Raw genomic sequence first — 21,785 nt, 5'->3', positions numbered from 1 at the left:
CTAGCCCCGGCGCGCTGCCTCGATGGCGGCAATGTCGATCTTTTTCATCGTCATCATCGCCTCGAAGGCCCGCTTGCCTTCCTCACCGCCGGCAGCCATGGCGTCCGACAGGGCGCGCGGGGTGATCTGCCAGGATATACCCCACTTGTCCTTGCACCAGCCGCACATGCTTTCGGCGCCGCCATTGCCGACCAGGGCGTTCCAGTAGCGATCGGTCTCTTCCTGATCTTCGGTGGCGATCTGGAAGGAAAAGGCCTCGCTGTGCTTGAAGGCAGGGCCGCCATTGAGCCCGATGCAGGGAATGCCCATGACGGTGAATTCCACCGTCAATACTGCGCCCGCCTGGGTAGAGGGATTGTCGCTGGGTGCGCGGTGCACCGAATGGACCTCGGTGTCGGGAAAGGTCTGGGCATAAAAGCGCGCCGCTTCCTCGGCCTGCGTGTCGTACCAGATGCAGATGGTGTTCTTGGCATTGGCCATGGCTGTCTCCTCTATGTCGCCGCCCCCATTGTCGCATCGCGTGCAACAGGGTGCATGCTACGACGTTCAGCCTTCGACCCGACAGACAGGCTCGGGAAAAATATCGCGCCCCGGCCAGCTTCCGCCTCCGGGCAAGCTCTGGCATGGTGCGCTCAGGCAAAGAGGCCCGTCATGAGCGAAACCGTCGTCCTGCCACCCCACCATGCCCCGCGCCGCCGCGGCACCTTCATTCCGCCGCTGCTGGTCTTCCCGTTCCTGATCTATAACCTCGTCGTCTTCCTGTTCTTTGGCGGCAATCCGGTCAATTGGGGCGCGGGTCTTTTCTCCATCCCCATGCCATCGGGCATGCCATGGGCCATCACGGCCGGCGACTTCCTGCTGGTTATCGGCATCGTGCTGTTGTTCTTCGAAGTGCTCAAGTCCACCCAGACCGCCCGAGCCTCCATCGTCGAGCACATGCTCTCCATGGTGCTCTTCGTGGTGTTCCTCATCGAGTTCCTGCTGGTGGGCGCCGCCTCCAGCTCGGTCTTCTTCCTGCTCATGGTGATGAGCCTGATCGATGTCGTGGCCGGCTTTACGGTCTCGATCACCAGTGCCAGTCGTGATGTGTCGATGAACTAGGCCAGCTTGGTCTTGCGATAGCCCATCGGCATGCGACGCTCGGCCATGCGGGCGCCGCGGCCATAGGCGAAGGCTGCGCTTCCCGGATCGGATGATCGGGTGCGTTGCGGGCTGAGCCGGTCGCGGGCGGCGATAAGCTGGCTGACGAAGGCGGCATCGGGCGCGCTGCGGGCCAGTGACGGGCGCGCAGAGGCCGGCGCGACCCTTTGCGGGAGGCCGATGCGTTCCGTCTCATTGTGATCCTGTTCGGACATCGACTGTACCATTTCCGGCCGCCCTGTCTCGGATCGGGACAGGTTTCTCGTTGCCTTGCCCATAAAGGTGCAAGCGCCATGCCAGATGATAACAGTCTGTTAACCTATTCGATCCCCGGGGAAGGGTTTCGCACAGGGTTTTGATCGTGTGTCCGCGCTCAGAAAGTGTCCTTGCCTTTGCGGATCGCGGCAAAGACCGCCGCCGGATCGGAGCCGTCAAGCCCATAGTGACGCGCCAGTTCCGGGGCATCGGCCCGCAGGAACGGATTGGCCTTTTTGTCTTCGCCGAGGCTGAACGGAATGGTCGGCTTGCCCGCCTTGCGCAGGGCTTCGACCGTAGCAGCCCGGGCCTGGAGCGCTGCATTGTCGGGGTCGATGGACAGCGCGAAACGGGCATTGCTCTGGGTATATTCGTGCCCGCAATAGACCAGCGTTTCGTCCGGCAGCGCCCGCAGGCGCTTGACGCCTTCCCACATCGGCCCGGGCGTTCCCTCGAACATCCGTCCGACGCCCAGCGAAAACAGGGCATCGGCCGAGAAAAGATGCCCGTTTGCGGCATCGTGGAAGACGATGTGACCCAGCGTATGGCCGGGGGTCTTGATGACGTCGAAGCGGCTTTCGCCCAAGCTCACCACGTCGCCGTCGCGGACCAGGACATCGAGCCCTTCAATCTTGTCGGCTTCCTCGGCCGGACCGGTCACTTTTGCGCCGAATGCCTCTTTGAGTTCGGCAATGGCCTCGACATGGTCGATATGGTGATGAGTGATCAAGATATCCGAGAGCGACCAGCCGCGCCGTGACAGGGCGGCGCGGATTGCGGCCGCCTCGGGGGCATCGATGGCGGCGGTTCGGCCGCTGGCCTCGTCGTGCACCAGATAGCCGAAATTGTCCTCGCGCGCGGAAAAGACGTCGACGATGAGAGCCATGGAGCAGATTCCTCTAATGATTTGAGGTGCAAGCTAGGGAGCGCGCTGGTGAAGCGCAACCCGGCGTTGGACAAGTTCTTCCCGCTTTGGCAAGGTCGGTCCATGACCAGCGACGTCCAGCGCCTTATCGGTTTCTACAAATCGCCTTTGGGGCGGATTTCACGCGCGCTTGTGCGCGAGCGGGTCATCGAGCTGGCGGGAGCGGTCGAGGGCCGACGGGTCTTGGGGCTCGGCTTTGCCACGCCCTATCTGCGCTTTGCGCTGGGCCGCGCGGAGCGGGTGCTCGCCTTCATGCCGGGGCGGCAGGGCGCGTCGTCGTGGCCGCGCGAGGGGCCCTCCTGCACGGTGCTCTGCGATCCTATGGAAATGCCGCTCACCGACGCGGCGATCGACCTCACTATCGCCATCCACGCGCTCGAGCATATTGCCGACGCCGAGGAATTGATGCGCGAACTCTGGCGGGTTACCGCGCCCAATGGCCATCTCATCCTGGTCGTCCCGCGCCGGCGCGGCATCTGGGCGCAGCGCGACAACACGCCGTTCGGACAGGGCAATCCCTATTCCGGCGGGCAATTGGAAAAATTGCTGCGTGACCATTCCTTCGTGCCCGAAGCCTGGCGTGACGCCCTGTTCCTGCCGCCCCTGCAATCTGGCCTCGTGCTGAAATCGCCACGCGTTTTCGAGCGGTTCGGCCGGCTTTTGGGCCCAGCCATGAGCGGGGTGATCTGCGTGCGGGCGCGCAAGGAAGCCTTCCCCGCCGTGCCGCGCCGCAAGCGCGCCGAACGCTATGTGCGCGTGCCGGGCCTAGCCCCGGCGACCGCGCGCACGTCCTGACCACGTCGGGGCAAAGAATCAGCCGCGCAGGCCGATCAGGGCTTCCACCACGGCTTCGCCGTCGCGGCTGTGCCATTCGGCAGGGCCCTGAAGCACCGCCAGTTCGCAGCCATCGGGGTCGAGGAGCAAGGTCGCTGGCAGGCCTACGGCCACAGCTTCGCGCTTTAAGCGCTCAAAGGCGGCAAAGGTGCTGTCGGCATAAAGCGGGAGATTGTCGAAGGCGCCTTCGTCGAGAAAGTCCTGTGCCTTTTCCTGCCCGCCCGCGCCGATATCGAGGTTGATCGGCAGCACCATGAAGCGATCGGAATTGTATTGGGTGGCGATGGCATCCAGAGCCGGCATTTCCTCGCGACAGGGTACGCACCAGCTGGCCCAGAAGTTCACCAGCAACGCCTTGCCGGAAAAATCGGCGATGGTCATGTCCGTGCCAGCGGCATCCTTGAAGGCCATATCGGCATATCCGCGTCCCTCGCCGGTGCCGTTGAGGGCGGCCAGCTCGCCGCGGGCGGCGGCATCTACGATCTGGGCCTGGGCGATTTGGGCCGGGCAAGAGGTCGCCTGGGCGGCATTGCCGAGATAAAACCACGCCGCTATAGCTACGCCCAAACCGCCAACCCCGATCGCGACAGGAAGCTGCCAGCTTCTGCGGTGATTTGGCTGGGGTGCTGGTGTGTCCGACATGGGTTCTCCGAAAGGCTTTGAGATGAGCAACAAGATGTGGGGCGGACGGTTCGCTTCCGGCCCCGACGCCATCATGGAAGAAATCAACGCCTCGATCGGCTTCGACCAGCGTCTGTTCCGCCAGGATATTGCCGGATCGAAGGCCCATGCGACAATGCTCGAGAAGACGGGCATTTTGACGCGAGACGATCGTGACGCCATCCTGGCCGGTCTAGACGAGGTGCTGGCCGAAATCGAGGGCGGCACGTTCAAATTCTCGCGGGCGCTGGAAGACATTCATATGAATGTCGAGTCACGCCTGCGCGAAAAGATCGGCGATGCCGCCGGGCGCCTGCACACGGCCCGCTCTCGCAACGACCAGGTGGCGACCGATTTCCGCCTCTATGTCCGCGACAGCATCGATCACCTGGTGACCCAGATCCAGACCTTGCAGCTGACCCTCGTTGCCAGAGCCGAAGAGGAAGCCGAAACCATCCTGCCTGGTTTCACTCATCTGCAGAATGCCCAGCCGGTCACCTTTGGTCATCACCTGCTTGCCTATGTCGAGATGCTGGGGCGCGATGCCGGGCGCCTGGCCGACGCCCGTCGGCGCCTAAACGAGAATCCGCTGGGCTCGGCGGCCCTGGCCGGCACCCCCTATCCGATCGATCGCGACATGACGGCCGCGGCTTTGGGCTTTGACCGGCCGACGGCCAATTCGCTCGATGCCGTTTCGGACCGCGATTTCATACTCGAAACGCTCGCTGCTGCCGCGATCTGCGCCATGCACCTGTCCCGCTTTGCCGAGGAAATGGTGATCTGGTCGAGCGCACAGTTCGGCTTCATCCGGCTTTCGGACAAGTTCACAACCGGCTCATCCATCATGCCGCAGAAGCGTAATCCCGATGCGGCCGAACTGGTGCGTGCCAAGATCGGCCGCATCCTGGGCGCGCTCAATTCGCTGCTCGTCGTCATGAAGGGCCTGCCGCTCGCCTATTCAAAGGACATGCAGGAAGACAAGGAGGTCGCCTTCGACGCGCTCGACGCGCTCTCGCTGTCCTTGGCTGCCATGACCGGCATGGTGGCCGACATGCAGCCCAACCGGCAGAAGATGCATGCGTCGGCCTCTGCAGGTTTCTCTACCGCCACCGATATTGCCGACTGGCTGGTGCGCGAGCTCAACATTCCCTTCCGGGATGCCCACCACATTACCGGGCAGGTCGTGGCTTTGGCCGAGCAGAAGAATTGCGGTCTCGAGGGCCTTACCATCGAGGATTTCAAGTTTATCGACCAGCGCATCGACAGCCGCATTCATAAGGTGCTTACCGTCGAAGCCTCGGTTGCGGCGCGCCAGTCCTATGGTGGTACGGCACCGGCCAATGTGCTCGCCCAGACGGCGCGCTGGAAAAGCCTTCTTACCGGCGAAAACCACCAGCCGCGTCCCTTGACCAAGAAGAAGGGCGGCCATGGCGATGGCGGAGTTGAGTAAGCCGGCCGAATAAGACACCATTCCCTTCTCCCCGTCCCGGGGGGAGGGAAGAATGGAGAGGCGAGTGTCCAGACGTCCCCGGCAAATGCGCCTTAGCGCCCGCCATGTTGCCTATCTCCAGCCTGCGGACATCAGCGAAGACATGCCGGCTCCGCCAGAGGGCCTGTATGCGGCGACCGACGCGGACCATCGCGCCAATATTGCCGCGCTCATGGAGCAGATCGAAGATCCTGGTGAAATCTGGTTCTTTGCCTATGGCTCGTTGATCTGGAAACCGGCCTGCGAATTTGTCGAGATGCGCAACGGCCTGGTGCGGGGCTGGCACCGGTCTTTCTGCCTGGGTTGGAACAATCGCTGGCGCGGCAGCGACGAAAATCCCGGTCTGATGCTGGCGCTCGACCGCGGTGGCTCCTGCAAAGGTGTCGCCTATCGCCTGCCCTCCGACCGTGTTGAGGACAATCTCGTCCGGTTGTTCGAGCGAGAAATGGCGTGGCTTCCCTCCGCTTTTCCCCCGCGCTGGGTCAATGTGCAGAGCGGCGATCACCGGATCAAGGCGCTGACCTTCTGCATCGACCGGCATTCGGGACGCTATGTGTCGGGTCTCAGCGAGGCCGAAATCGCCGACGTGCTGTCGCGGGCCGTGGGCTCGCGGGGGTCGATGGCCGAGTATCTCTTTGCCACTGTGGATCACCTCGAGCGCATGGGCATCCACGATCCCCATCTCTGGCGTTTGCAGCATCTGGTGGCAGAACGGATCGAAGCGGCTTATGAGGCAGATCGATAAGTCTGGCTTTTGTTTTTCTGGGCTTTGGCTTAGAGCCTAGCCAACATCCCAGACGGGTCTCTGGTTCAACCTCATGGTGAGCCTGTCGAACGATCAGATCGAACGTGCCGCAGCGCCACGACTGAATTCGACATGTTCAGGGTGAGGTCCAACAAGGGCCGCAACCAGGAAAACGCGCCTTGGTCCACCATTTCCAGCATCGTGACGGCACTCTTTTTGCCGAAGACGTCAATCTCAACGATCTCGCAAGCGAAGTCGGCACGCCGTTCTATGTCTATTCCAGCGCGACGCTGCGTCGGCATGTGCGCGTCGTGAAGGCAGCCTTCGAGGGGATTCCGACGCTGGTGGCCTATGCCATGAAGGCCAATTCCAACCAGGCGGTGCTCAAGCTCATGGCGTCTGAGGGCTGCGGGGCTGACGTCGTCTCCGGCGGTGAGCTTGAACGGGCTTTATCGGCCGGTATCCCCGCGGAAAAAATCGTCTTTTCTGGCGTCGGCAAGACCATTGCCGAAATGCGGCGCGGGCTTGAAGTCGGCATCAAGTGCTTCAACGTGGAAAGCGAGCCCGAGCTTGAGCGGCTCTCCATGGTCGCCGCCGATATGGGTGTTACGGCGCGGGTGTCGGTCCGTATCAACCCCGATGTCGACGCGCGCACCCACGCAAAGATCTCGACCGGCAAGAGCGAGAACAAGTTCGGCATTTCCTACAAGCGCGCGCTTGAGGTCTATCGGCGTATCGCCGCGCTACCCAATATCGAGGCGGTGGGCGTGGACATGCATATTGGCAGCCAGATCACCGATCTCGAGCCGTTCGGCAATGCCTTTACGCTGATGGCTGAACTGGTCGCGGCGCTGCGGGCCGATGGCCACAGGATCAGCCATGTCGATGTGGGCGGGGGGCTGGGCATTCCCTATCATCATGACCAGGAGGCGCCCCCGCATCCGGATGCCTATGCCGCCGTGGTGCGCGACAAGGTGGGGCAATTGGGCTGTTCGCTGGTGATCGAACCAGGTCGGCTGCTTGTGGGCAATGCCGGCATCCTCGTAACCAAGGTCGAATATGTGAAGGAGGGGACGAGCAATTTCATCATCGTGGACGCCGCGATGAACGATCTTATCCGTCCCACGCTCTATGAAGCCCACCACGACATCGAACTGGTGAACCAGTCCAACCTGCCGCCCATCACCGGCGATATTGTCGGTCCGGTCTGCGAAACCGGCGATTACCTGGCGCAAGGCCGCACCATTCCCGGGGTCAAGGAGGGAGACCTTCTGGCGGTGATCAGTGCTGGTGCCTATGGCGCGGTGATGGCCTCGACCTATAATTCCCGTCCGCTCATCCCCGAAATACTGGTGGATGGGTCACGCTGGCACGCCATCCGGCCGCGCAAGTCGGTTGAAGACCTCATCGCACTGGACAGCGTGCCCGACTGGCTCTGATTATTGTAGGGCCTGCCGGGACAACGGCACCACTTCAACCGGCTTTCCGACGAGGGCATCTTCAACCTTGGCAAGCAGATCGGCCAAGGTGAATGGCTTTGGAATGACGTCGTAGATCAATGCGTCGAGTCCATGGGCGCGTTCGCGCTGGTCAGCAAAGCCGGTCATCAGCAGGATGGTGAGTTCGGGATAGCGTGCCCCCACGTGCAGAGCCAGCGCGATGCCGTCCATGACCGGCATCTTGATGTCGGACAAGAGCAGGTCAAATCGGCCGTCCTCGGCATCTGCCGTTTCGGCGGCAAGGCCCCCATCCTCTTCGGCAATGACGTCGTGGCCCTTCATCGTCAGCGCGCTCACGACGAAGGCACGGACCGAAGGATCATCTTCAGCGACAAGGATGCGGGCCATGGACTTTTCCTAATGGTGTTCTTGGGTCGGGGCCGGCGCGGATGTGTGCTCGCTGGCCGCTTCATGACTGGCCGGGTCGGTGCGTTCGGCGTGAACGCCGCTGCTGCCGGCAAAACTCAGCCGCACCCGCGCCGCCTCACTTGGCGGCAACGACAGGCGGGTATCAAAGGTTGCACGTTCACCGGCCATCAGGTCCCCGGCCCGGGACGCTACGCTCCATTCATAGACGGGCTCACCCTGCGCATCGAGCAGGCTGACAAGGATTGGCGGCACCGGCATCGGCTTACTGTTAAGCCCGATTATTTGCGCCGAGACCATCAGCACTTCGCTGCCGCCAGAAAGGGTGCGCACGCTTTCCAGATTGGAAAAGTCCAGCCCTATGACGTTCACCGGGAGGCCGATGGCCTCGTAGATGCCGGCAAGGTCAGGATAGCGCTCGACCAGCTGCACGCGCCCCATATAGGCGCCTGCCAGCATGAGAACGAGCATGACCAGACCTGCGGCCCGTGATGCGCGTCGCAGGCGGGCGAGAGGCAGGCGGGAGATCATGGCGCTGTGCCGGCGGGTAAAGTCGGCCTGCCGCTTGCGCAGCGTGGCGGCGTCGGGCAAAGGGCGCGCAGTGGTTGGGCTTGCAGCGGCCAGACCAGCCTCTTCCTCCGATGGAATGTCAGGCCCAATGCTCGCCTTTTCGGCCTGCACGTCGCGTTCCTCGCTCAGCAAGGCTTCGTCCAGAGCATCTTCGTTGATGGCGGCAAAGAGCCGATCGGATTCGGCATCATGAGGGGTGCCCAGTGGAGCCTTTTCAGGCATAGGCGCCTGATCCCAGGCCCGATGGCATTGGGCGCATTGCACCTTGCGACCGGCCGAGCCTATGGCATCGTAGGTCACCTGGTACTTGGTCTGGCAATGCGGGCAGGTAATGATCATCAAGCGCTTGGTGCTGTCCGGTGCATGAGGGACCCTAGTCCCGGCGGGTTAAAACTCCTCAAACCCGGGCCTGATCAAAATTGTGCCGCTTTCCACGGTGCAAAGGCTAGCCCATGCCGCAGGACGGCATCACCGCTGCTATGATGCGGCCAAGGTGATTCGCCGCTTTTATGGTGCCGGACCAAATGGGGAGCAGACTTTTTGATCGAGTTTTCCGATGTCGGGCTGCGCTATGGCAATGGTCCGGAAATCCTCAAGGATCTGACTTTTGCCATTGACCCCGGCTCGTTCCATTTCCTGACCGGTCCTTCGGGATCGGGCAAGACCAGCCTGCTGCGCTTGCTCCTGCTCGCGCTCAAGCCCAGTCGCGGCCGCGTCACGATGTTCGGCGAGGACGTCGGCAATCTCGACCATGACCGCATGCTGCAGATGCGGCGCCATATCGGCATCGTGTTCCAGGAATTTCGTCTGCTCGACCATCTGACCACATTCGAGAACGTGGCGCTGCCGCTACGTGTCCTGGGCCAACCGGAGAGCGAATACCGTCCCAATGTCACCGAGCTTCTCGAATGGGTGGGGCTGGGCGAGCGCATGCATGCGCTGCCGACTTTGCTGTCCGGGGGTGAAAAGCAGCGTGCCGCAATCGCCCGCGCCGTCATCGCCCGGCCCAAAGTGCTGCTGGCGGACGAGCCCACCGGCAATGTCGATCCCGATCTGTCCAGCCGCCTCGTACATCTTTTCGCCGAACTCAATCGGACGCTCGGGACCACAATCATCCTGGCCACGCACGAATTGCCGCTGCTGGACCGGTTCTCCTATCCGCGCATGGTGCTCAACAAAGGGGAGCTGACCATCCATGATTAGACAGGTGCTTTCCCGTCTGATCCGCCGCACGGGTGCTGCACCCATCGTGCCCGAAAAGAGCGTGGCCGGCCGCACGTTGCTCCTGCTCGTCACCATCATGGCCTTTCTCTCGGCGGTCACTTTGGGCGGGGTCATGCTGGTGCAGAAATCGGCGATCGCATGGTCGGCCGATGTGGGCCGCGAACTGACCATCCAGATCCGTCCCGTCGAGGGGGAGGTAATGGACAGCAATCTGCGCACCGCCGTTTCGCTGGCCCAGTCGACGCCCGGCGTTGCGGGGGCAAGAGCCCTGACGCTCGAGGAAAGCCAGGCCCTGCTCGAGCCATGGCTGGGGGCGGGCCTTGATCTCTCCGCCATCGCTATTCCACGGCTGGTCGTGGTTCAGCTTGCCGACCCGCTGGAAGCCGATGTGGAGCAATTGCAGCGCAATCTGCAGGCCGTGCGCGGGGCAAGCCTTGATACTCATGCCGCCTGGCGTCAGCAACTCAATACCATGGCCGGGACGGTGGTGCTGTCGGGGCTGCTGGTGCTTAGTCTCATCGGTGTGGCGACCGTGCTGGCCATCGTGTTCGCAACGCGGGGTGCTATGGCCTCGAACCGCGAAATCGTCGACGTGCTGCATTTCATCGGGGCGTCGAACCGTTTCATCGCCGGAGAATTCCAAGGCCGGTTTCTCTCAATCGGAATGCAGGGCGGGCTTTTGGGTGCGGTTCTGGCTATGCTGTTCTTCGCGCTCATCGGCGCAGCGGCGGGCAATGTCTTGCCCAGCGAAGCCACCGCTCAGGTCGGCGTGCTTTTCGGGCGCTTCCTCCTGGGCTGGGACGGCATGGTGGGTATCGCGCTGGTCGTGCCTGTGATTGCGGTGTTGACCGCCGTCACCTCGCGGGTCACGGTCCGGCGTTATCTCACCGAGGCCTCGTGACCTTATCGGTGCCGGGTCGATAGCAAAGAGCGGAGCCCGGGGGCGCCAATGCCATTCAAGACTGCAGTTCAGGCCATTCGCACGGCGATTTTCTATGTAGTCTTCATTGGCCAGACCATCATTCTGGCCGTGATGGCCGGTATCGTCGGCATCATTGCCGGCCGCACCCCCTTTGGCTGGGCTATTGCCCGCTATTGGTGCTGGTCCAACATCATCCTGCTGCGCGTCCTGACCGGGGTGCGCACGCAGGTCGAAGGAGAACACAATATCCCCCCGGGAGGCTGCATCATTGCCTCCAAGCATCAGTCGGACTGGGACATCTTCGCGATCTTTCCCCATACCGGTCGGCCCGCCTATATCGCCAAAAAGGAATTGATGCGCATCCCGTTCTTCGGCTGGGCCGCCCGATCGCTCGACTGCATCGAGATCGACCGTCGGAAGGGCGCTACCGCCATTCCCGAAATGATCTCACAGGCCCGCGCCGCCATCGAGCGCGGCTGCCGTATCGTCATCTATCCCGAGGGGACGCGCCGGGCACCGCTGGCTCCGCCCGATTACCGGCAGGGCATCGTCCGCCTCTACAGCGAACTCAAGGTCCCCGTTGTGCCGGTCGCGCTGGATTCGGGGTTTTACTGGGGTCGCAACAGCCTGATCATCTGGCCCGGTACGGCGCAAGCGCGGTTTCTCCCACCGATTGAGCCGGGTCTGGCATCAGACGCCTTTCTGGAAGAGCTGCGTGCACGGATCGAAGCCGAGTCCGATGACCTGGCGCTTCGGGCGATTGAAGGGGGGCTCGATCGTCCTATCGATCCGACGCTGGCTGAACGAATCGCCGCGCTTCGGGCACGACGCAAAAACTAGATATTGCCCTGTACGTCTCTATGCGAGATACATCTAGTGGTGTTGGCAAATGTCAGTTGACTTTAAACCAAATCTGTTCCACATTTGTTCTGCACTGACATTGGGGAGAGTGCCATGACGGTGAAGACGAGATCGCGCGGAGCGGGCAAACGAAGCGGTTGGTCGATGGACTGGCAAGGCCGTTCGGGCGCCCATTATCGGTTGTTCGCCGAAGGCCTCGACAGCTTCGCCATGACGCCGGACGATCTCTATGTCATCGCCAAGGGCTCTCATGTCCTTTGGGTTGGGTCGGCCGATGATCTGGTGGCAGATCCGTCGAGCCGGGTTCGGTTCCGTCTTGCGCTCGATTGTGCCACCCAGGTCTATCGTCTCGATGCGCCGGTCAATCACCATGCCGCCAGCTGGGATCTGGAAGAAGCTATGCCCACATCCCTTGCGACCCTGCCGGCTCAGGCTGCCTGATCGGGCCCGACAATGGCCCGCACCAAGGTCATGAGGCTGCGGTCGCGTATGCCCAATTGCTCGAGGTGCCGGGCGGTGTTGATCACGTAATCGATGTTTGGTCCGGCGCTGCCATGGGCAGTGCGTACCATTTCGACCTGCTGGTCGACGCTCAACAGCCCGGCAAACTGCTCATGCCGTTCGTCCACGAGATAGGCCAGCGCCGAAACGCGGCGGCCATCGGCCAGGCTGACCGGCCGCATAGCATCGCGATAAACCGAGGTCACCATTTCCCGCGCGTGCAGATAGGCGCGCGTTGCGGCCCAGTTCTTAGGTGCGATTTCGAACGCTATGCCTCGGCACGATCCGCCACGCACCAAACCGAAGACCAGTCCGGGTCGTTCGGGGGTGCCCCGATAATGATGCGAAATGATGGACAGCGCGCGATGGGCCCCGTGCAAGAGGCCCGGCTGGGCACCGACGAACTCAAAGCCCGGATTCCAGATCAGCGAACCGTATCCAAAAACCCAAAAACTGTCGTTTGCGTCTGATTGCATGATCCCTGCCCAAATCAGCCCAAGCCTGCCCTATTGCGCGCGATCCGCAAAGCCCCTGCTCATCCCGATTTGGTCGCATTGCCGCGCCAGATTGAAAACCCGCTTCTGACGGCGGATGCAGAGCGATATGAAGGGGCCATGAAGAAGCGAATCATCATTCTTGGCGCAATCGTGCTTGTCGTCGTTCTGGGCTGGAGTGCGGCCTGGTATTTCATCGCCGGGCAGATCCGCCAGCAAGTTGACATCATGGCCCTGGCGGATGGCGAAACCGCGCCGCGGTTGACTTGCGAAACCTTATCGACGGGCGGCTTTCCGTTTCGCTTCGAGCTGGAATGCAGGGGCGCGACCCTGGTGTCGGGCGATATGCTGATCGCGCTGCCTGCTTGGCGCGCCAGCGCCATGGCCTACAGGCCCAATCATGTCCTTGCCTCGGCCAATGGCCCAGCGCAGATTTCGGACGCGTTCACAGGCATGCGGCAGGACATTTCCTGGACTGATCTCAATGCCAGCATGCGCCTCGAAAACTGGCGCATCGCGCGTCTTTCGATCGTGGGGGACGACCTCGCCTGGTCCGACAGCCTCTTTGGCACGAGCATGATCGCGTCCAGCCCACACGTTGAAGTGCATCTGCTGGACATTGCGGAGCGCCACAATCAAGAGGCCCGTCGGTCTGCGCTAGCGCTCTTTGCTCGTTTCGACGCGGTCGTGGCCCCCGCTATTGCCATCGAAGCCGCAAATGCGGAAATCGAGGCAGAGATCGATGGGCTACCTGACGACGTTCGCAATTGGGGTTTGGTGCCCTTCCTTCCCGACTGGCAGCAAGCCGGCGGATCACTCAATCTCGTGGCCATGAGAGCCAGCGACGCAACCTCCGATCTTAGCGCCAGTGGCCGGTTGGCGTTGGACGCGCAGGGTTATCCGGAAGGCGCGATCACTATCGATTCCATCGGTGTGGCTGAACGGATCGGCCCCCTGATCGAGGAGCCCTGGCGGACTCTGGTTCTGGGCGTGCCCGGGCCAAACGGACGGCATGCCAACCAGCTCAATTTTGCCGGTGGAAGCCTTTCCTCGGGCCTGGTGCCCATTGCCCAGCTCGAGCCGCTCTTCTAGATCCCGGGTTCAGGCGTCGTCGCCGCCGCCATGGTCGCGAACGATCAAAGGCTCGACGGGGGGCGGGGTGTCGTGCGGTCGACCAAAATCGGCTGCTGCGGTTTCCTGACCGGCATTGATGATGGAGCGCCTGATGGTGCGGGTGCGGGTAAACAGGGCTTCGAGCGCGGGCCCGTCGCCGGTGCGCACGGCCCGCTGCAGGCGCGACAGGTCCTCGTTGAACCGTCCCAGCATTTCGAGCACTGCATCGCGATTGGTCAGGAAGACGTCGCGCCACATGACCGGGTCGGAGGCAGCGATGCGTGTGAAATCGCGGAAACCGGATGCGGAAAACTTGATCACTTCCGACTTGGTATCGGCTTCGAGATCGGCCACCGTACCCACGATGTTATAGGCAATCAGGTGCGGCACGTGGCTGGTGATGGCAAGGACCATGTCGTGATGCGCAGCGTCCATGCATTCGACATCGCTGCCCATTGCGCGCCAGAAGGCGGCGAGCCTTTCGGTCTGGCTTGGGGAGATCTCGGGGCCGGGGGTGAGAACACACCAACGGCCGGCAAACAGTTCTGCAAAACCCGCAGACGGGCCGGAATGCTCCGTGCCCGCAAGGGGGTGGCCGGGAATGAATTCCACCCCTTCGGGGACATGAGGTCCCACGACCTTAAGCACATGCTCCTTGACTGAGCCGACATCAGACAGGATCGCGCCCTTGGCGAGCGCCGGGCCAATAGCTTCCGCAAGAGCGCCATAGGCACCCACGGGTGCGCAAAGAATAACCAGATCGGCGTCGCGCACCGCCTCAGATGCATCGAGTGTGTAGATGTCACCCAGACCCAGGCTGCGAGCTTCTTCGAGTGTGTCGTGGCGGCGGGTGGCGATCGAAATGACATCAACCAGGCCCTGCCGTCGCGCCGCCAAGGCGATAGACGATCCGATCAGGCCGATGCCGATCAGGGCAAGCTTGCGGAAATGGACACTCATGAGCGCTGCTCCAGGGAGCTCAGGATTTCCACCACGGCGCGCATGGCCTCCTCGGTGCCGATCGAGATGCGCAGGCCGTTATGGATGCCATAGGAGGCACCGATTTCGCGTACGATATAGCCTCCGTCCGCCAGCGACGCGAAGGCCTGTGCCGCGGCCTGATCGGTTTCGAACAGCACCATGACGAAATTGGCCTGACTGGGGATGGCCCGCATGGCATTGCCCGAAAGCCGCTCGGTGAGCCAGTCGCGCCAGCGCGCATTATGCTCCTTGAGACGCTGGGTGAATTCGACGTCGCGGACCGCCGCAGCGCCGGCCAGCTGAGCAGGCAGGTTGACATTGAAGGGTCCGCGGATGCGATGGACGGCGTCGATCACGTGATCGGGTCCCACCATCCAGCCGATGCGCGCCGCGGCCAAGCCCATCTTGGAAAAGGTTCGCACCATCACGACATTGTCGTATTGGCGCACGAGATCCAGTCCTACGGAATAATCGGCAGCGGTGACATATTCGGCATAGGCGCTGTCGACCACGAGCAGGATGTCGGGCCGCAATCCAGCGTGAAGACGACGCACTTCAGCGTCGGAAAGATAGGTCCCGGTGGGATTGTTGGGATTGGCCAGCCAGACGACTTTTGTGCGCGGGGTGACAGCTGCCAGCAAGGCGTCGACATCGGCATGATAGTCGCGTTCATCGACCATAACGATGCGCGCGCCTGCGGCCCGCGTCACGATGGGATAGACCGAGAAGCCATAGCGGTTCATCACCGCTTCATCGCCTTCGCCAAGATAGATCTGCGCCAGAAGATGCAGCAGGTCGTCCGAGCCGTTGCCGCAGACGATGCTTGCCGGGTCGATGCCATGAACCTCGCCAAGCGCCTCGCGCAACAGACGGGACGAGCCTTCGGGATAGATCTCCAGCTGCTGGGCCGCGCTGGCAAAGGCTTCGACAGCCTTGGGGCTGGCGCCGAGGGGGGATTCATTGGCGGAGAGCTTGACGGCCTTGCTGCCCGGCTTACCGGACTTTCCCGGCATGTAGGCTGCAATTTCGAGAATGCCGGGTTGCGGCGTCGGGCGGGTGAAACTGGACATGGCGGACTTCAACTGGGCAGGGGAGAGCCGCGCGGACCATAGTGAATGCGCCGGTCAAAGGCAAAACTTCTATTGGGTGGGAGCACGTGGATCCCGCCTTGCCTGCGTACAGGGCTCACGCCAGCTTATCGACCTTGGTGCCTTGGCCGGGAGGGGGGGCGCTCAATGCAGTCTGCATCAGCGTCTCGAGCAGTTCGGTCTGCATCTCGTGGGATTTCTTCACGATCGCGACCTGCAGGGAATTGCTCGTCGCGGCAGTGCGCGCGGCCAGCATCTGCATGGAGAGATCGATATCCAAGATCGTGATCCTTGATCGTACGGGCGTAATCCTAAGTTTCGTCCGTAAACAAAGGCTTGCGTTTCGATCTGGTATTTATGGTCAAAGGCTCAGCGGCCGGCGAACAGGCGCACGCCGGGTCGGCGCAGGAGCGGTGCCAGAACCAGGCCGGCGATGAAGCCGCCAATATGGGCCCACCACGCCACACCATCGTCGGCACCTACCAGCACGTAGAAAAATTGCGAGGCGATCCAGAAGCCCAGCATCCAGAAAGCCGGGACGGGCAGGGGGATAAACCAGACAATGCGGGCGAGTACGAAAACGCGCGCATGTGGGTAGAGCAGGACGTAGGCACCCATGACGCCCGCCACTGCCCCTGATGCACCAATGAGCGGGCCATTGCCGGAAAGGTTGAACAGGAGATGCAGGCCCGCCGCGGCGGCGGCGCAGGTGAGGTAGAATACAAAGTATTTTATGTGCCCCAAGGCATCTTCGATGTTGTCGCCGAACACCCAGAGAAACAGCATATTGGTCAAAAGATGCAGCCAATCGGCATGAAGAAATGCATAGGTAACCAGCGTCGCCCAGTCCGGAAGCCAGGGCAGTGGCTGCGGATAAAGGTCGCGCACGACGATGGGAATCATGCCGAAATTGATCGCCGCCTGGTCGAACCCGCTGGGCGGCAGGCTCGATTGGATGAGGAAGACGAGAATGGTCAGGCCGATCAGCCCATAATTGACGATGGGAAAATCGACATGACGAATGGGATTGCTATCGTGCAGCGGCAGGAACAGGGGCCGTCTCCGGGATGGGCAGGCGATCAGTCGGGTTTGGCGACGTCTCCGAAATTGCCCGGTACCCAAAGAACATCGGAAACCCCATTGTCGTTTGCCGTTCGGCACAGGACGAAGAGCAAGTCCGACAGCCTGTTGAGATAGCGCAGGGTTTCCGCACTGGTTTCGGGCTCGGCTTCGAGAAGCGCAGAAACAAGCCTTTCGGCACGGCGCACAATCGTGCGGGCGATGTGAAGGGCGGTGGACAGCGGGGTGCCGCCGGGAAGGATAAAGCTATTGAGCGGGGCGAGGTCGGCGTTGAAGCGATCGATCTGGCTTTCGAGCCAGTCGGTCTGTACTGCCCGGATACGCAGGCTTGGGTATTCCGCGTCAGCGGCATCGCGGCCGGGCGTTGCGAGGTCCGATCCCACATCGAAGAGATCGTTCTGGATGCGCAGCAGCACCGCATCGATTTCAGGGAGCGCAGCCGCAGCCAGGCGGGCCTGGCCAACAAAGGCGTTGGCTTCCTCGACGGTGCCATAGCTTTCGATCCGCAGATCATGCTTGGTGCGACGCGGACCGCGAACGAGCCCGGTCGTGCCCTGGTCGCCGGTGCGGGTATAGATCTTGTTGAGCTTGACCATGATGCGTTCAGACCGGCCGATTGCCGCCGAAGAGGAACAGGGCGCCCAAGAGCAGTGCCAGTGCTACGGCCTGGCCGATGACGCGCAGGCGCATCAGGCGCTGGCTGGTATTGCCTGGCCCGCCCTTGAGCATGTTCCAAAGGCCCATGCCCAGCACGATGACGACGAAAAGCAGCGCCAGGGCGATGCCGATATTGAGAAGCGTTTCCATATCTGCCTCAACGGGGTGATGACGACGCGGTTGCCCCATTGATATAGGCATCGAGGCCGGCTGCCACTGCGTCATAAATGGCACGGATGCGATGGGACGTGAACAATTCCCTGTGCGTGGTCAGCCAGACCGGCAACGGCTTTATCTGCATGTCGATCGGAAGGACGACCAGGCCCTCGGTCCGGCGGGCGAGATTGAGCTGTCCAAAACCGATGCCGAGACCAGCACGGATGAGTTCCCACAGATGGGCCTGATCATCCGACCTCAGGATGAAATTATCCCGGGACAGATCGAAACCCAGAGTTTGGGCATGGCGGATCATGGCGTCCGAGCGATCAAAGCCGATAAGGTCGTGGGTCCACAGATCCGAAATGCCCTGCGGCATGCCCCGCCGCTCGAGGTAGCTCTGGTGGGCAATTGCGACAAGCGGAATATTGCCAAGAAACCGGGTCACCAGTTCCAGTTGGGTCGGCCTGAACATGCGAATGGCGATGTCGGCTTCCCGCATCAGCAGGTTTTCGGCCGAATCGGAAGGGATGATTTCGATGGCGATCTGGGGGTAAAGCCTCCGGATATCAGTAAGGATGAGTGGCAACGTATAGTTTGACATCATCACGCTTGCCGTGATGCGCACAGTCCCCACTTCCTCGTGCTGTGCGCCTTCGGCAAGAATTGTCGCCTCGGCCAGGCTTGAGCGCGCCTTCTTCACCGGCTCATAAAGCCGCAGCGCGGCAGCATTGGGCTTCAGCCCCGTCAGGCTGCGTTCGAATAGAGCGAGTCCGAGATCGGCCTCAAGGGTTTCAATATGCCGGCCGATCGTGGGCTGACTCAAACCGATTGTTCGTGCTGCGCCAGATAGTGAGCCCTGCTCGACCACTGCCGCGAAACTCCGCCAAAGGGCCCAATGTGGCTCTCTATTCATTTATGAATGTCTGGCCCCTGAAATCTGCCAATAGGTATTGAAGAGCGTATCGATCATCTTCCTCGTGAACAAGTTCAGGAGGTTTCGATGGGCGATGCCAGAGTCACAATTCTGGGGTGCAATGGTCATCTCGGGCACGCTGCCATGATTGCATTTCGCGATGCAGGCTGGGATGTCACGGGTCTGGGACGAGCCAATAGAAAACCGGTCGCGGGGACGCGCTTTGTGGCTGGCAATGCCGATGATGTCGATGTGGTCAGGGCGGCAACGGCGCACGCCGATGTCGTGGTCAATGGCCTGCACCTGCGATACGATCTTTGGGGCGATGGTCGGGCGGAAGGGCAGCTGCAAACGGTCCTCGATGCCTTGGTCGGCAGCGGCAAGACAGTGCTCTATCCTGGCACGATCTACAATTATCGCGCCAGTGACAGGATCATCCCGCCTACGCTTCGGCAAAGCGCCGAAACAGAACGTGGCGCTATCCGCATCCGCCTTGAGACGATGCTCGCGGATGCCGCTCGAGACGACATTCAGGCGATCATCCTGCGGGCGGGGGATTTCTTCGGGTCTGGGACCACGATGGGGTGGTTCGGCGAGGCCATCCTCATGAACCACGCCAAGGGGCGCCTCTATCACCTGGGTGAGCTCGGCCTGCACCATGCCTGGGCCTATCTGCCTGACCTGGCCCGGGCCATGGTTCGCCTCGCCGAGGCGCGCAGGACCTTTGCAAACTTCGAGACCTTTCATTTCGCCGGGCATTTTGTCACCCATGGCGAAATCATGACGGCCATCGCGCGGCACGTTGGTCAAAAGGGCAGGATCGGTCCGTTTCCGTGGTGGATGCTGCGGCTCATGGGTGTCGTCAACCCGGTTCTGCGCGATCTCTGCGACATGCGCTATCTCTGGACCCATGAAATGGCGCTGGTCGATCCCCGGCTGGACGCGCTCTTGGGCGACGGATTTGCCACCGATCTGGAGACGGCCGTGGCGATAACGGTGAGCGATATCATCGAGGCCCGACGGGCCGCCTAGAACCCGACGGCGCGGCGGACATCCTCGGGTGTCCAGCCCTTGGCCCTATAGTCGCGCAGGCTGACCGAGCCACGCGACTTGGAGAGTTTTTCTCCGGCGTCATCCTTTAAAAGACGGTGGAAATGATAGAGGGGCGTGGGCAGGCCGAGCAGCATTTGCAGCAGTACGTGAATGTCCGTCGCCGCCTCGAGATCCCGGCCGCGCGTCACATGACTAATCCCTTGGGCGGCATCGTCCACCACTACGCTCAGGTGATAAGATGTGGGAACATCCTTGCGCTGGACCACTACGTCGCCCCACCACTCGGGCCGGGCATAGCGGATTTGCGGCCGGTCGAGGATGCTGGGTCCAATCCGGGTATAAGTCAGCATGCCCGTGCGGCGCTGCGCCGCCTCAGTGTCGAGCCGGAACTGCACCGGATCGCCGCGTTCCAGACGTTCGATCCGCTCGGCATTGGAGAGATGGCGGCAAGTGCCCGGATAGAGCGGTGCACCGTCAGGATCGGTGGCCGTGGCTGTTTCGCTGATCTGGGTGCGGGTGCAGAAGCACGGATAGAGCAGGTCCGCCGACCGCAGGCTGTTTGCCGCGTCCGCGTAAAGCTCGAACCTGTCGGACTGGAGCAGAACCGGCTCCGGCCAAGTTAGCCCCAACCAATGCAGGTCCTCCACGATGGCCTCGGTAAAACCGGGTTTACACCGGGCCAGGTCGATGTCCTCTATGCGCAAACTGGCGGTGCCTCCAAGTTTATAGGCAGCATCCCAGGTGACCAGCGCGGATAGCGCGTGTCCCAGGTGAAGATAGCCATTGGGGCTTGGAGCGAAACGGAGACGAGGCGGGGACATGGCTGTTTCTGGGGTTGGAACTTGAGTGCACATAGCATTCTGACAGGTGAAACGACACCGCGGATCGATGATCCGGATGGCGTCGCCTGGCATCTGGATGCCTTGACCCGGCAGGCTCCTGCCCTGCAGGCGGTGTGGTCCGAAGTGGGGCAGGTGCAGCCACGGATCAATCCCAAGCATTTTGCCGGCATGGCCAAGGTGATCTGCGGGCAGCAATTGTCGGTCCAGAGCGCGGCTGCGATCTGGTCCCGCTTCGAGGCTCTGCCGGGAGCCCTGGAGCCGCAGACCTATCTGTTGCTCAGCGAAGAGCGCGTACGCGGCGCGGGTTTTTCCCGTGGTAAGTTCCTGTCCTTAAGGGCTGTTGCCGAAGCCGTGGTCGCGGGCGAGTTGAACTTTAGCGAAGTGGACGGCTTGCCCGCCGAGCAGGCCATTGCAAGGCTCGTGGCGCTCAAGGGCGTCGGACCCTGGACGGCCGAGGTCTACCTGTTGTTCTGCGCGGGGCATCCCGACATCTTCCCTGCTGGCGATTTGGCCCTGCTCAAGGCGGTTCACCAAGGGCTCGGCCTTGACGCCCGGCCCACCATCAAGGAGATGATCGGCATCGCTCAGCATTGGTCGCCGCATCGTTCGGCAGCGGCCCTGTTGTTCTGGCGATATTTCGCGGCGCTGAAGAACAGGGAATCCAGCCTCCTATGACCAAGCTTTCCGGACCCATGCTCGCCCCCGCCAATGGCGGCCAAGCCGATGCCGCGGTGGTGCTGCTGCACGGTTACGGCAGCGACGGGCATGACCTGATCGCGCTTGCGCCCCATTGGCAAGGCCTTCTCCCGGGCGCCCTCTTCGTAGCGCCGAATGCGCCCCAGAGCCTGGGCATGGGTGGATTTCAGTGGTTTGCCATCGACTGGTCCGGCGACCGGGTTGCCAGCCGTCAGACCGGTGTGGTCGAGGCGCGCTCGATCGTGGTCGACTTCCTGCATGACCTTTGGAGCCAGACCGGCATCCTGCCCAATCGCACCCTGCTGTCCGGCTTCAGCCAGGGTGCGATGATGGCGCTTCACGCCGGAGCGTCCCTGCCCAGGGCCGAGCAATTGATGGGCGTGATCGCGTTTTCCAGCGCCTTTGTACCGCCCGAGGGACTGCTGGGGCCCGATCTGGCTCGGCCGCCCATCTGCCTGGTTCATGGTGACCGCGACGATGTGGTCGATCCGAACCTCAGCGCCCAGGCCAGGGACGAACTGTCCGAGGCGGGGTTTGATGTGTCCTACTACAGTAGCCCGGGCGTGGGGCACGGGATCGCGCCAGACGGACTCGCCTTTGCGACCGACTTCATTAGCGGCCTCATCCAAAAATAAGGCTCTTCTGCCCGCTTCACACGCTCGACACAAAGGGCTTAGTATAAAGGGGCTATGGACTTACGCGATTCCCGTTTCGGGAG

Annotated in this window: 28 protein-coding genes; 13 read left to right on the top strand and 15 right to left on the bottom strand. The window is 62.0% G+C overall.

What is annotated here, in order from left to right; all coding sequences use genetic code 11:
- Nucleotides 1-480: a VOC family protein gene (locus VE26_RS13545; RefSeq protein ID WP_046105724.1), complete on the bottom strand. Its 480-nt coding sequence runs from the start codon at nt 478-480 to the stop codon at nt 1-3.
- Nucleotides 481-651: 171 nt separating this feature from the next.
- On the opposite strand from VE26_RS13545, the gene VE26_RS13540 reads away from it, so the two are divergent.
- Nucleotides 652-1,101 carry a hypothetical protein gene (locus VE26_RS13540; protein WP_244465705.1) on the top strand — a complete coding sequence of 150 codons (450 nt, stop codon included), beginning with the start codon at nt 652-654 and terminating at the stop codon, nt 1,099-1,101.
- Here VE26_RS13540 and VE26_RS13535 read toward each other — a convergent pair.
- Together VE26_RS13535 and gloB are read right to left on the bottom strand one after the other, a co-directional pair.
- The gene (locus tag VE26_RS13535) at nt 1,098-1,367 is read right to left on the bottom strand and encodes a hypothetical protein (protein WP_152658853.1); all 270 of its coding nucleotides are present in this window, start codon (nt 1,365-1,367) and stop codon (nt 1,098-1,100) included. The genes VE26_RS13540 and VE26_RS13535 overlap by 4 nt on opposite strands.
- 146 nt (nt 1,368-1,513) lie before the next feature.
- Complete coding sequence (gene gloB, locus VE26_RS13530) at nt 1,514-2,281, bottom strand: hydroxyacylglutathione hydrolase (RefSeq protein WP_046105722.1); 768 nt, start codon at nt 2,279-2,281, stop codon at nt 1,514-1,516.
- Between the two features lie 102 nt (nt 2,282-2,383).
- On the opposite strand from gloB, the gene VE26_RS13525 reads away from it, so the two are divergent.
- Entirely contained in the window at nt 2,384-3,115 is a 732-nt protein-coding gene (locus VE26_RS13525; RefSeq protein WP_046105721.1) for a class I SAM-dependent methyltransferase, read from the top strand.
- An 18-nt stretch (nt 3,116-3,133) separates the two neighbouring features.
- Here VE26_RS13525 and VE26_RS13520 read toward each other — a convergent pair whose 3' ends face one another.
- Complete coding sequence (locus VE26_RS13520) at nt 3,134-3,796, bottom strand: TlpA family protein disulfide reductase (protein ID WP_046105720.1); 663 nt, start codon at nt 3,794-3,796, stop codon at nt 3,134-3,136.
- Between the two features lie 22 nt (nt 3,797-3,818).
- Here VE26_RS13520 and argH point away from each other — a divergent pair, with 22 nt between their 5' ends.
- The 3 genes from argH to lysA all read left to right on the top strand — a co-directional run bounded on the left by argH (nt 3,819) and on the right by lysA (nt 7,487).
- Nucleotides 3,819-5,264 (top strand): argininosuccinate lyase, encoded by a 1,446-nt coding sequence (gene argH / locus VE26_RS13515; protein WP_084620471.1) that lies wholly within the window; start codon nt 3,819-3,821, stop codon nt 5,262-5,264.
- Nucleotides 5,265-5,328: 64 nt separating this feature from the next.
- A complete protein-coding gene (locus VE26_RS13510) occupies nt 5,329-6,048 on the top strand; it encodes a gamma-glutamylcyclotransferase (RefSeq protein ID WP_160297850.1) in 720 nt (239 codons plus the stop codon).
- 179 nt (nt 6,049-6,227) lie between these two features.
- Nucleotides 6,228-7,487, top strand: a complete 1,260-nt coding sequence (lysA, locus tag VE26_RS13505; RefSeq protein WP_046105718.1) for a diaminopimelate decarboxylase — start codon at nt 6,228-6,230, stop codon at nt 7,485-7,487.
- On the opposite strand, the gene VE26_RS13500 is transcribed toward lysA, so the two are convergent.
- Together VE26_RS13500 and VE26_RS13495 are read right to left on the bottom strand one after the other, a co-directional pair.
- Nucleotides 7,488-7,895: a response regulator gene (locus VE26_RS13500; RefSeq protein WP_046105717.1), complete on the bottom strand. Its 408-nt coding sequence runs from the start codon at nt 7,893-7,895 to the stop codon at nt 7,488-7,490.
- Between the two features lie 9 nt (nt 7,896-7,904).
- The gene (locus tag VE26_RS13495) at nt 7,905-8,822 is read right to left on the bottom strand and encodes a DUF3426 domain-containing protein (protein WP_046105716.1); all 918 of its coding nucleotides are present in this window, start codon (nt 8,820-8,822) and stop codon (nt 7,905-7,907) included.
- Between the two features lie 201 nt (nt 8,823-9,023).
- Between VE26_RS13495 and ftsE the strand changes: the two genes are divergently transcribed.
- From ftsE to VE26_RS13475, 4 genes are all read left to right on the top strand, one after another.
- Complete coding sequence (gene ftsE, locus VE26_RS13490) at nt 9,024-9,686, top strand: cell division ATP-binding protein FtsE (RefSeq protein WP_046105715.1); 663 nt, start codon at nt 9,024-9,026, stop codon at nt 9,684-9,686.
- Nucleotides 9,679-10,608, top strand: a complete 930-nt coding sequence (locus VE26_RS13485) for a cell division protein FtsX (protein ID WP_046105714.1) — start codon at nt 9,679-9,681, stop codon at nt 10,606-10,608. The genes ftsE and VE26_RS13485 overlap by 8 nt, the downstream gene beginning before the upstream one ends.
- Nucleotides 10,609-10,656: 48 nt before the next feature.
- Nucleotides 10,657-11,469 carry a lysophospholipid acyltransferase family protein gene (locus VE26_RS13480; protein ID WP_046105713.1) on the top strand — a complete coding sequence of 271 codons (813 nt, stop codon included), beginning with the start codon at nt 10,657-10,659 and terminating at the stop codon, nt 11,467-11,469.
- A gap of 114 nt (nt 11,470-11,583) precedes the next feature.
- Nucleotides 11,584-11,931 (top strand): hypothetical protein, encoded by a 348-nt coding sequence (locus VE26_RS13475; RefSeq protein WP_152658852.1) that lies wholly within the window; start codon nt 11,584-11,586, stop codon nt 11,929-11,931.
- Here VE26_RS13475 and VE26_RS13470 read toward each other — a convergent pair.
- Nucleotides 11,919-12,467, bottom strand: a complete 549-nt coding sequence (locus VE26_RS13470) for a gamma-glutamylcyclotransferase (RefSeq protein ID WP_046105711.1) — start codon at nt 12,465-12,467, stop codon at nt 11,919-11,921. The two genes, VE26_RS13475 and VE26_RS13470, sit on opposite strands and share 13 nt — an antisense overlap.
- Nucleotides 12,468-12,605: 138 nt before the next feature.
- Between VE26_RS13470 and VE26_RS13465 the strand changes: the two genes are divergently transcribed.
- A complete protein-coding gene (locus VE26_RS13465; RefSeq protein ID WP_152658851.1) occupies nt 12,606-13,577 on the top strand; it encodes a DUF2125 domain-containing protein in 972 nt (323 codons plus the stop codon).
- Nucleotides 13,578-13,586: 9 nt separating this feature from the next.
- Here VE26_RS13465 and VE26_RS13460 read toward each other — a convergent pair whose 3' ends face one another.
- From VE26_RS13460 to VE26_RS13430, 7 genes are all read right to left on the bottom strand, one after another.
- Entirely contained in the window at nt 13,587-14,558 is a 972-nt protein-coding gene (locus VE26_RS13460; RefSeq protein ID WP_046105709.1) for a prephenate/arogenate dehydrogenase family protein, read from the bottom strand.
- Nucleotides 14,555-15,649: a histidinol-phosphate transaminase gene (hisC, locus tag VE26_RS13455; protein ID WP_046106358.1), complete on the bottom strand. Its 1,095-nt coding sequence runs from the start codon at nt 15,647-15,649 to the stop codon at nt 14,555-14,557. Before hisC ends, VE26_RS13460 begins: the two co-directional genes overlap by 4 nt.
- A gap of 115 nt (nt 15,650-15,764) precedes the next feature.
- A complete protein-coding gene (locus VE26_RS13450; RefSeq protein WP_046105708.1) occupies nt 15,765-15,947 on the bottom strand; it encodes a hypothetical protein in 183 nt (60 codons plus the stop codon).
- Nucleotides 15,948-16,036: 89 nt separating this feature from the next.
- The gene (locus VE26_RS13445) at nt 16,037-16,789 is read right to left on the bottom strand and encodes a rhomboid family intramembrane serine protease (RefSeq protein ID WP_200897251.1); all 753 of its coding nucleotides are present in this window, start codon (nt 16,787-16,789) and stop codon (nt 16,037-16,039) included.
- Nucleotides 16,747-17,343 (bottom strand): cob(I)yrinic acid a,c-diamide adenosyltransferase, encoded by a 597-nt coding sequence (locus VE26_RS13440; protein ID WP_046105707.1) that lies wholly within the window; start codon nt 17,341-17,343, stop codon nt 16,747-16,749. Before VE26_RS13440 ends, VE26_RS13445 begins: the two co-directional genes overlap by 43 nt.
- Before the next feature lie 7 nt (nt 17,344-17,350).
- A complete protein-coding gene (locus VE26_RS13435; protein WP_046105706.1) occupies nt 17,351-17,554 on the bottom strand; it encodes a twin transmembrane helix small protein in 204 nt (67 codons plus the stop codon).
- Between the two features lie 7 nt (nt 17,555-17,561).
- Nucleotides 17,562-18,476 carry a LysR family transcriptional regulator gene (locus VE26_RS13430; RefSeq protein ID WP_046105705.1) on the bottom strand — a complete coding sequence of 305 codons (915 nt, stop codon included), beginning with the start codon at nt 18,474-18,476 and terminating at the stop codon, nt 17,562-17,564.
- Nucleotides 18,477-18,563: 87 nt separating this feature from the next.
- On the opposite strand from VE26_RS13430, the gene VE26_RS13425 reads away from it, so the two are divergent.
- Entirely contained in the window at nt 18,564-19,508 is a 945-nt protein-coding gene (locus tag VE26_RS13425; protein WP_152658850.1) for an NAD-dependent epimerase/dehydratase family protein, read from the top strand.
- On the opposite strand, the gene gluQRS is transcribed toward VE26_RS13425, so the two are convergent.
- The gene (gene gluQRS / locus VE26_RS13420) at nt 19,505-20,350 is read right to left on the bottom strand and encodes a tRNA glutamyl-Q(34) synthetase GluQRS (RefSeq protein ID WP_046105703.1); all 846 of its coding nucleotides are present in this window, start codon (nt 20,348-20,350) and stop codon (nt 19,505-19,507) included. The genes VE26_RS13425 and gluQRS overlap by 4 nt on opposite strands.
- 21 nt (nt 20,351-20,371) lie before the next feature.
- Between gluQRS and VE26_RS13415 the strand changes: the two genes are divergently transcribed.
- A complete protein-coding gene (locus VE26_RS13415) occupies nt 20,372-21,046 on the top strand; it encodes a DNA-3-methyladenine glycosylase family protein (RefSeq protein ID WP_244465704.1) in 675 nt (224 codons plus the stop codon).
- Nucleotides 21,043-21,702 (top strand): alpha/beta hydrolase, encoded by a 660-nt coding sequence (locus VE26_RS13410; RefSeq protein ID WP_046105702.1) that lies wholly within the window; start codon nt 21,043-21,045, stop codon nt 21,700-21,702. Before VE26_RS13415 ends, VE26_RS13410 begins: the two co-directional genes overlap by 4 nt.
- The last annotated feature ends 83 nt before the right edge of the window (nt 21,703-21,785 follow it).

Source organism: Devosia chinhatensis, from assembly GCF_000969445.1.
Lineage (GTDB): Bacteria > Pseudomonadota > Alphaproteobacteria > Rhizobiales > Devosiaceae > Devosia > Devosia chinhatensis.
Note: the sequence above shows the minus strand (reverse complement) of the source record. Positions and strands in the feature narration are given on the sequence as shown.

Coding starts and splice junctions, on each gene's coding strand:
- VE26_RS13545 (WP_046105724.1), bottom strand. CDS start 480: ATGGCCAATGCCAAGAACACCATCTGCATCTGGTACGACACGCAGGCC.
- VE26_RS13540 (WP_244465705.1), top strand. CDS start 652: ATGAGCGAAACCGTCGTCCTGCCACCCCACCATGCCCCGCGCCGCCGC.
- VE26_RS13535 (WP_152658853.1), bottom strand. CDS start 1,367: ATGGTACAGTCGATGTCCGAACAGGATCACAATGAGACGGAACGCATC.
- gloB (WP_046105722.1), bottom strand. CDS start 2,281: ATGGCTCTCATCGTCGACGTCTTTTCCGCGCGCGAGGACAATTTCGGC.
- VE26_RS13525 (WP_046105721.1), top strand. CDS start 2,384: ATGACCAGCGACGTCCAGCGCCTTATCGGTTTCTACAAATCGCCTTTG.
- VE26_RS13520 (WP_046105720.1), bottom strand. CDS start 3,796: ATGTCGGACACACCAGCACCCCAGCCAAATCACCGCAGAAGCTGGCAG.
- argH (WP_084620471.1), top strand. CDS start 3,819: ATGAGCAACAAGATGTGGGGCGGACGGTTCGCTTCCGGCCCCGACGCC.
- VE26_RS13500 (WP_046105717.1), bottom strand. CDS start 7,895: ATGGCCCGCATCCTTGTCGCTGAAGATGATCCTTCGGTCCGTGCCTTC.
- VE26_RS13495 (WP_046105716.1), bottom strand. CDS start 8,822: ATGATCATTACCTGCCCGCATTGCCAGACCAAGTACCAGGTGACCTAC.
- VE26_RS13485 (WP_046105714.1), top strand. CDS start 9,679: ATGATTAGACAGGTGCTTTCCCGTCTGATCCGCCGCACGGGTGCTGCA.
- VE26_RS13480 (WP_046105713.1), top strand. CDS start 10,657: ATGCCATTCAAGACTGCAGTTCAGGCCATTCGCACGGCGATTTTCTAT.
- VE26_RS13475 (WP_152658852.1), top strand. CDS start 11,584: ATGACGGTGAAGACGAGATCGCGCGGAGCGGGCAAACGAAGCGGTTGG.
- VE26_RS13470 (WP_046105711.1), bottom strand. CDS start 12,467: ATGCAATCAGACGCAAACGACAGTTTTTGGGTTTTTGGATACGGTTCG.
- VE26_RS13465 (WP_152658851.1), top strand. CDS start 12,606: ATGAAGAAGCGAATCATCATTCTTGGCGCAATCGTGCTTGTCGTCGTT.
- VE26_RS13460 (WP_046105709.1), bottom strand. CDS start 14,558: ATGAGTGTCCATTTCCGCAAGCTTGCCCTGATCGGCATCGGCCTGATC.
- hisC (WP_046106358.1), bottom strand. CDS start 15,649: ATGTCCAGTTTCACCCGCCCGACGCCGCAACCCGGCATTCTCGAAATT.
- VE26_RS13440 (WP_046105707.1), bottom strand. CDS start 17,343: ATGGTCAAGCTCAACAAGATCTATACCCGCACCGGCGACCAGGGCACG.
- VE26_RS13435 (WP_046105706.1), bottom strand. CDS start 17,554: ATGGAAACGCTTCTCAATATCGGCATCGCCCTGGCGCTGCTTTTCGTC.
- VE26_RS13430 (WP_046105705.1), bottom strand. CDS start 18,476: ATGAATAGAGAGCCACATTGGGCCCTTTGGCGGAGTTTCGCGGCAGTG.
- VE26_RS13425 (WP_152658850.1), top strand. CDS start 18,564: ATGGGCGATGCCAGAGTCACAATTCTGGGGTGCAATGGTCATCTCGGG.
- gluQRS (WP_046105703.1), bottom strand. CDS start 20,350: ATGTCCCCGCCTCGTCTCCGTTTCGCTCCAAGCCCCAATGGCTATCTT.
- VE26_RS13410 (WP_046105702.1), top strand. CDS start 21,043: ATGACCAAGCTTTCCGGACCCATGCTCGCCCCCGCCAATGGCGGCCAA.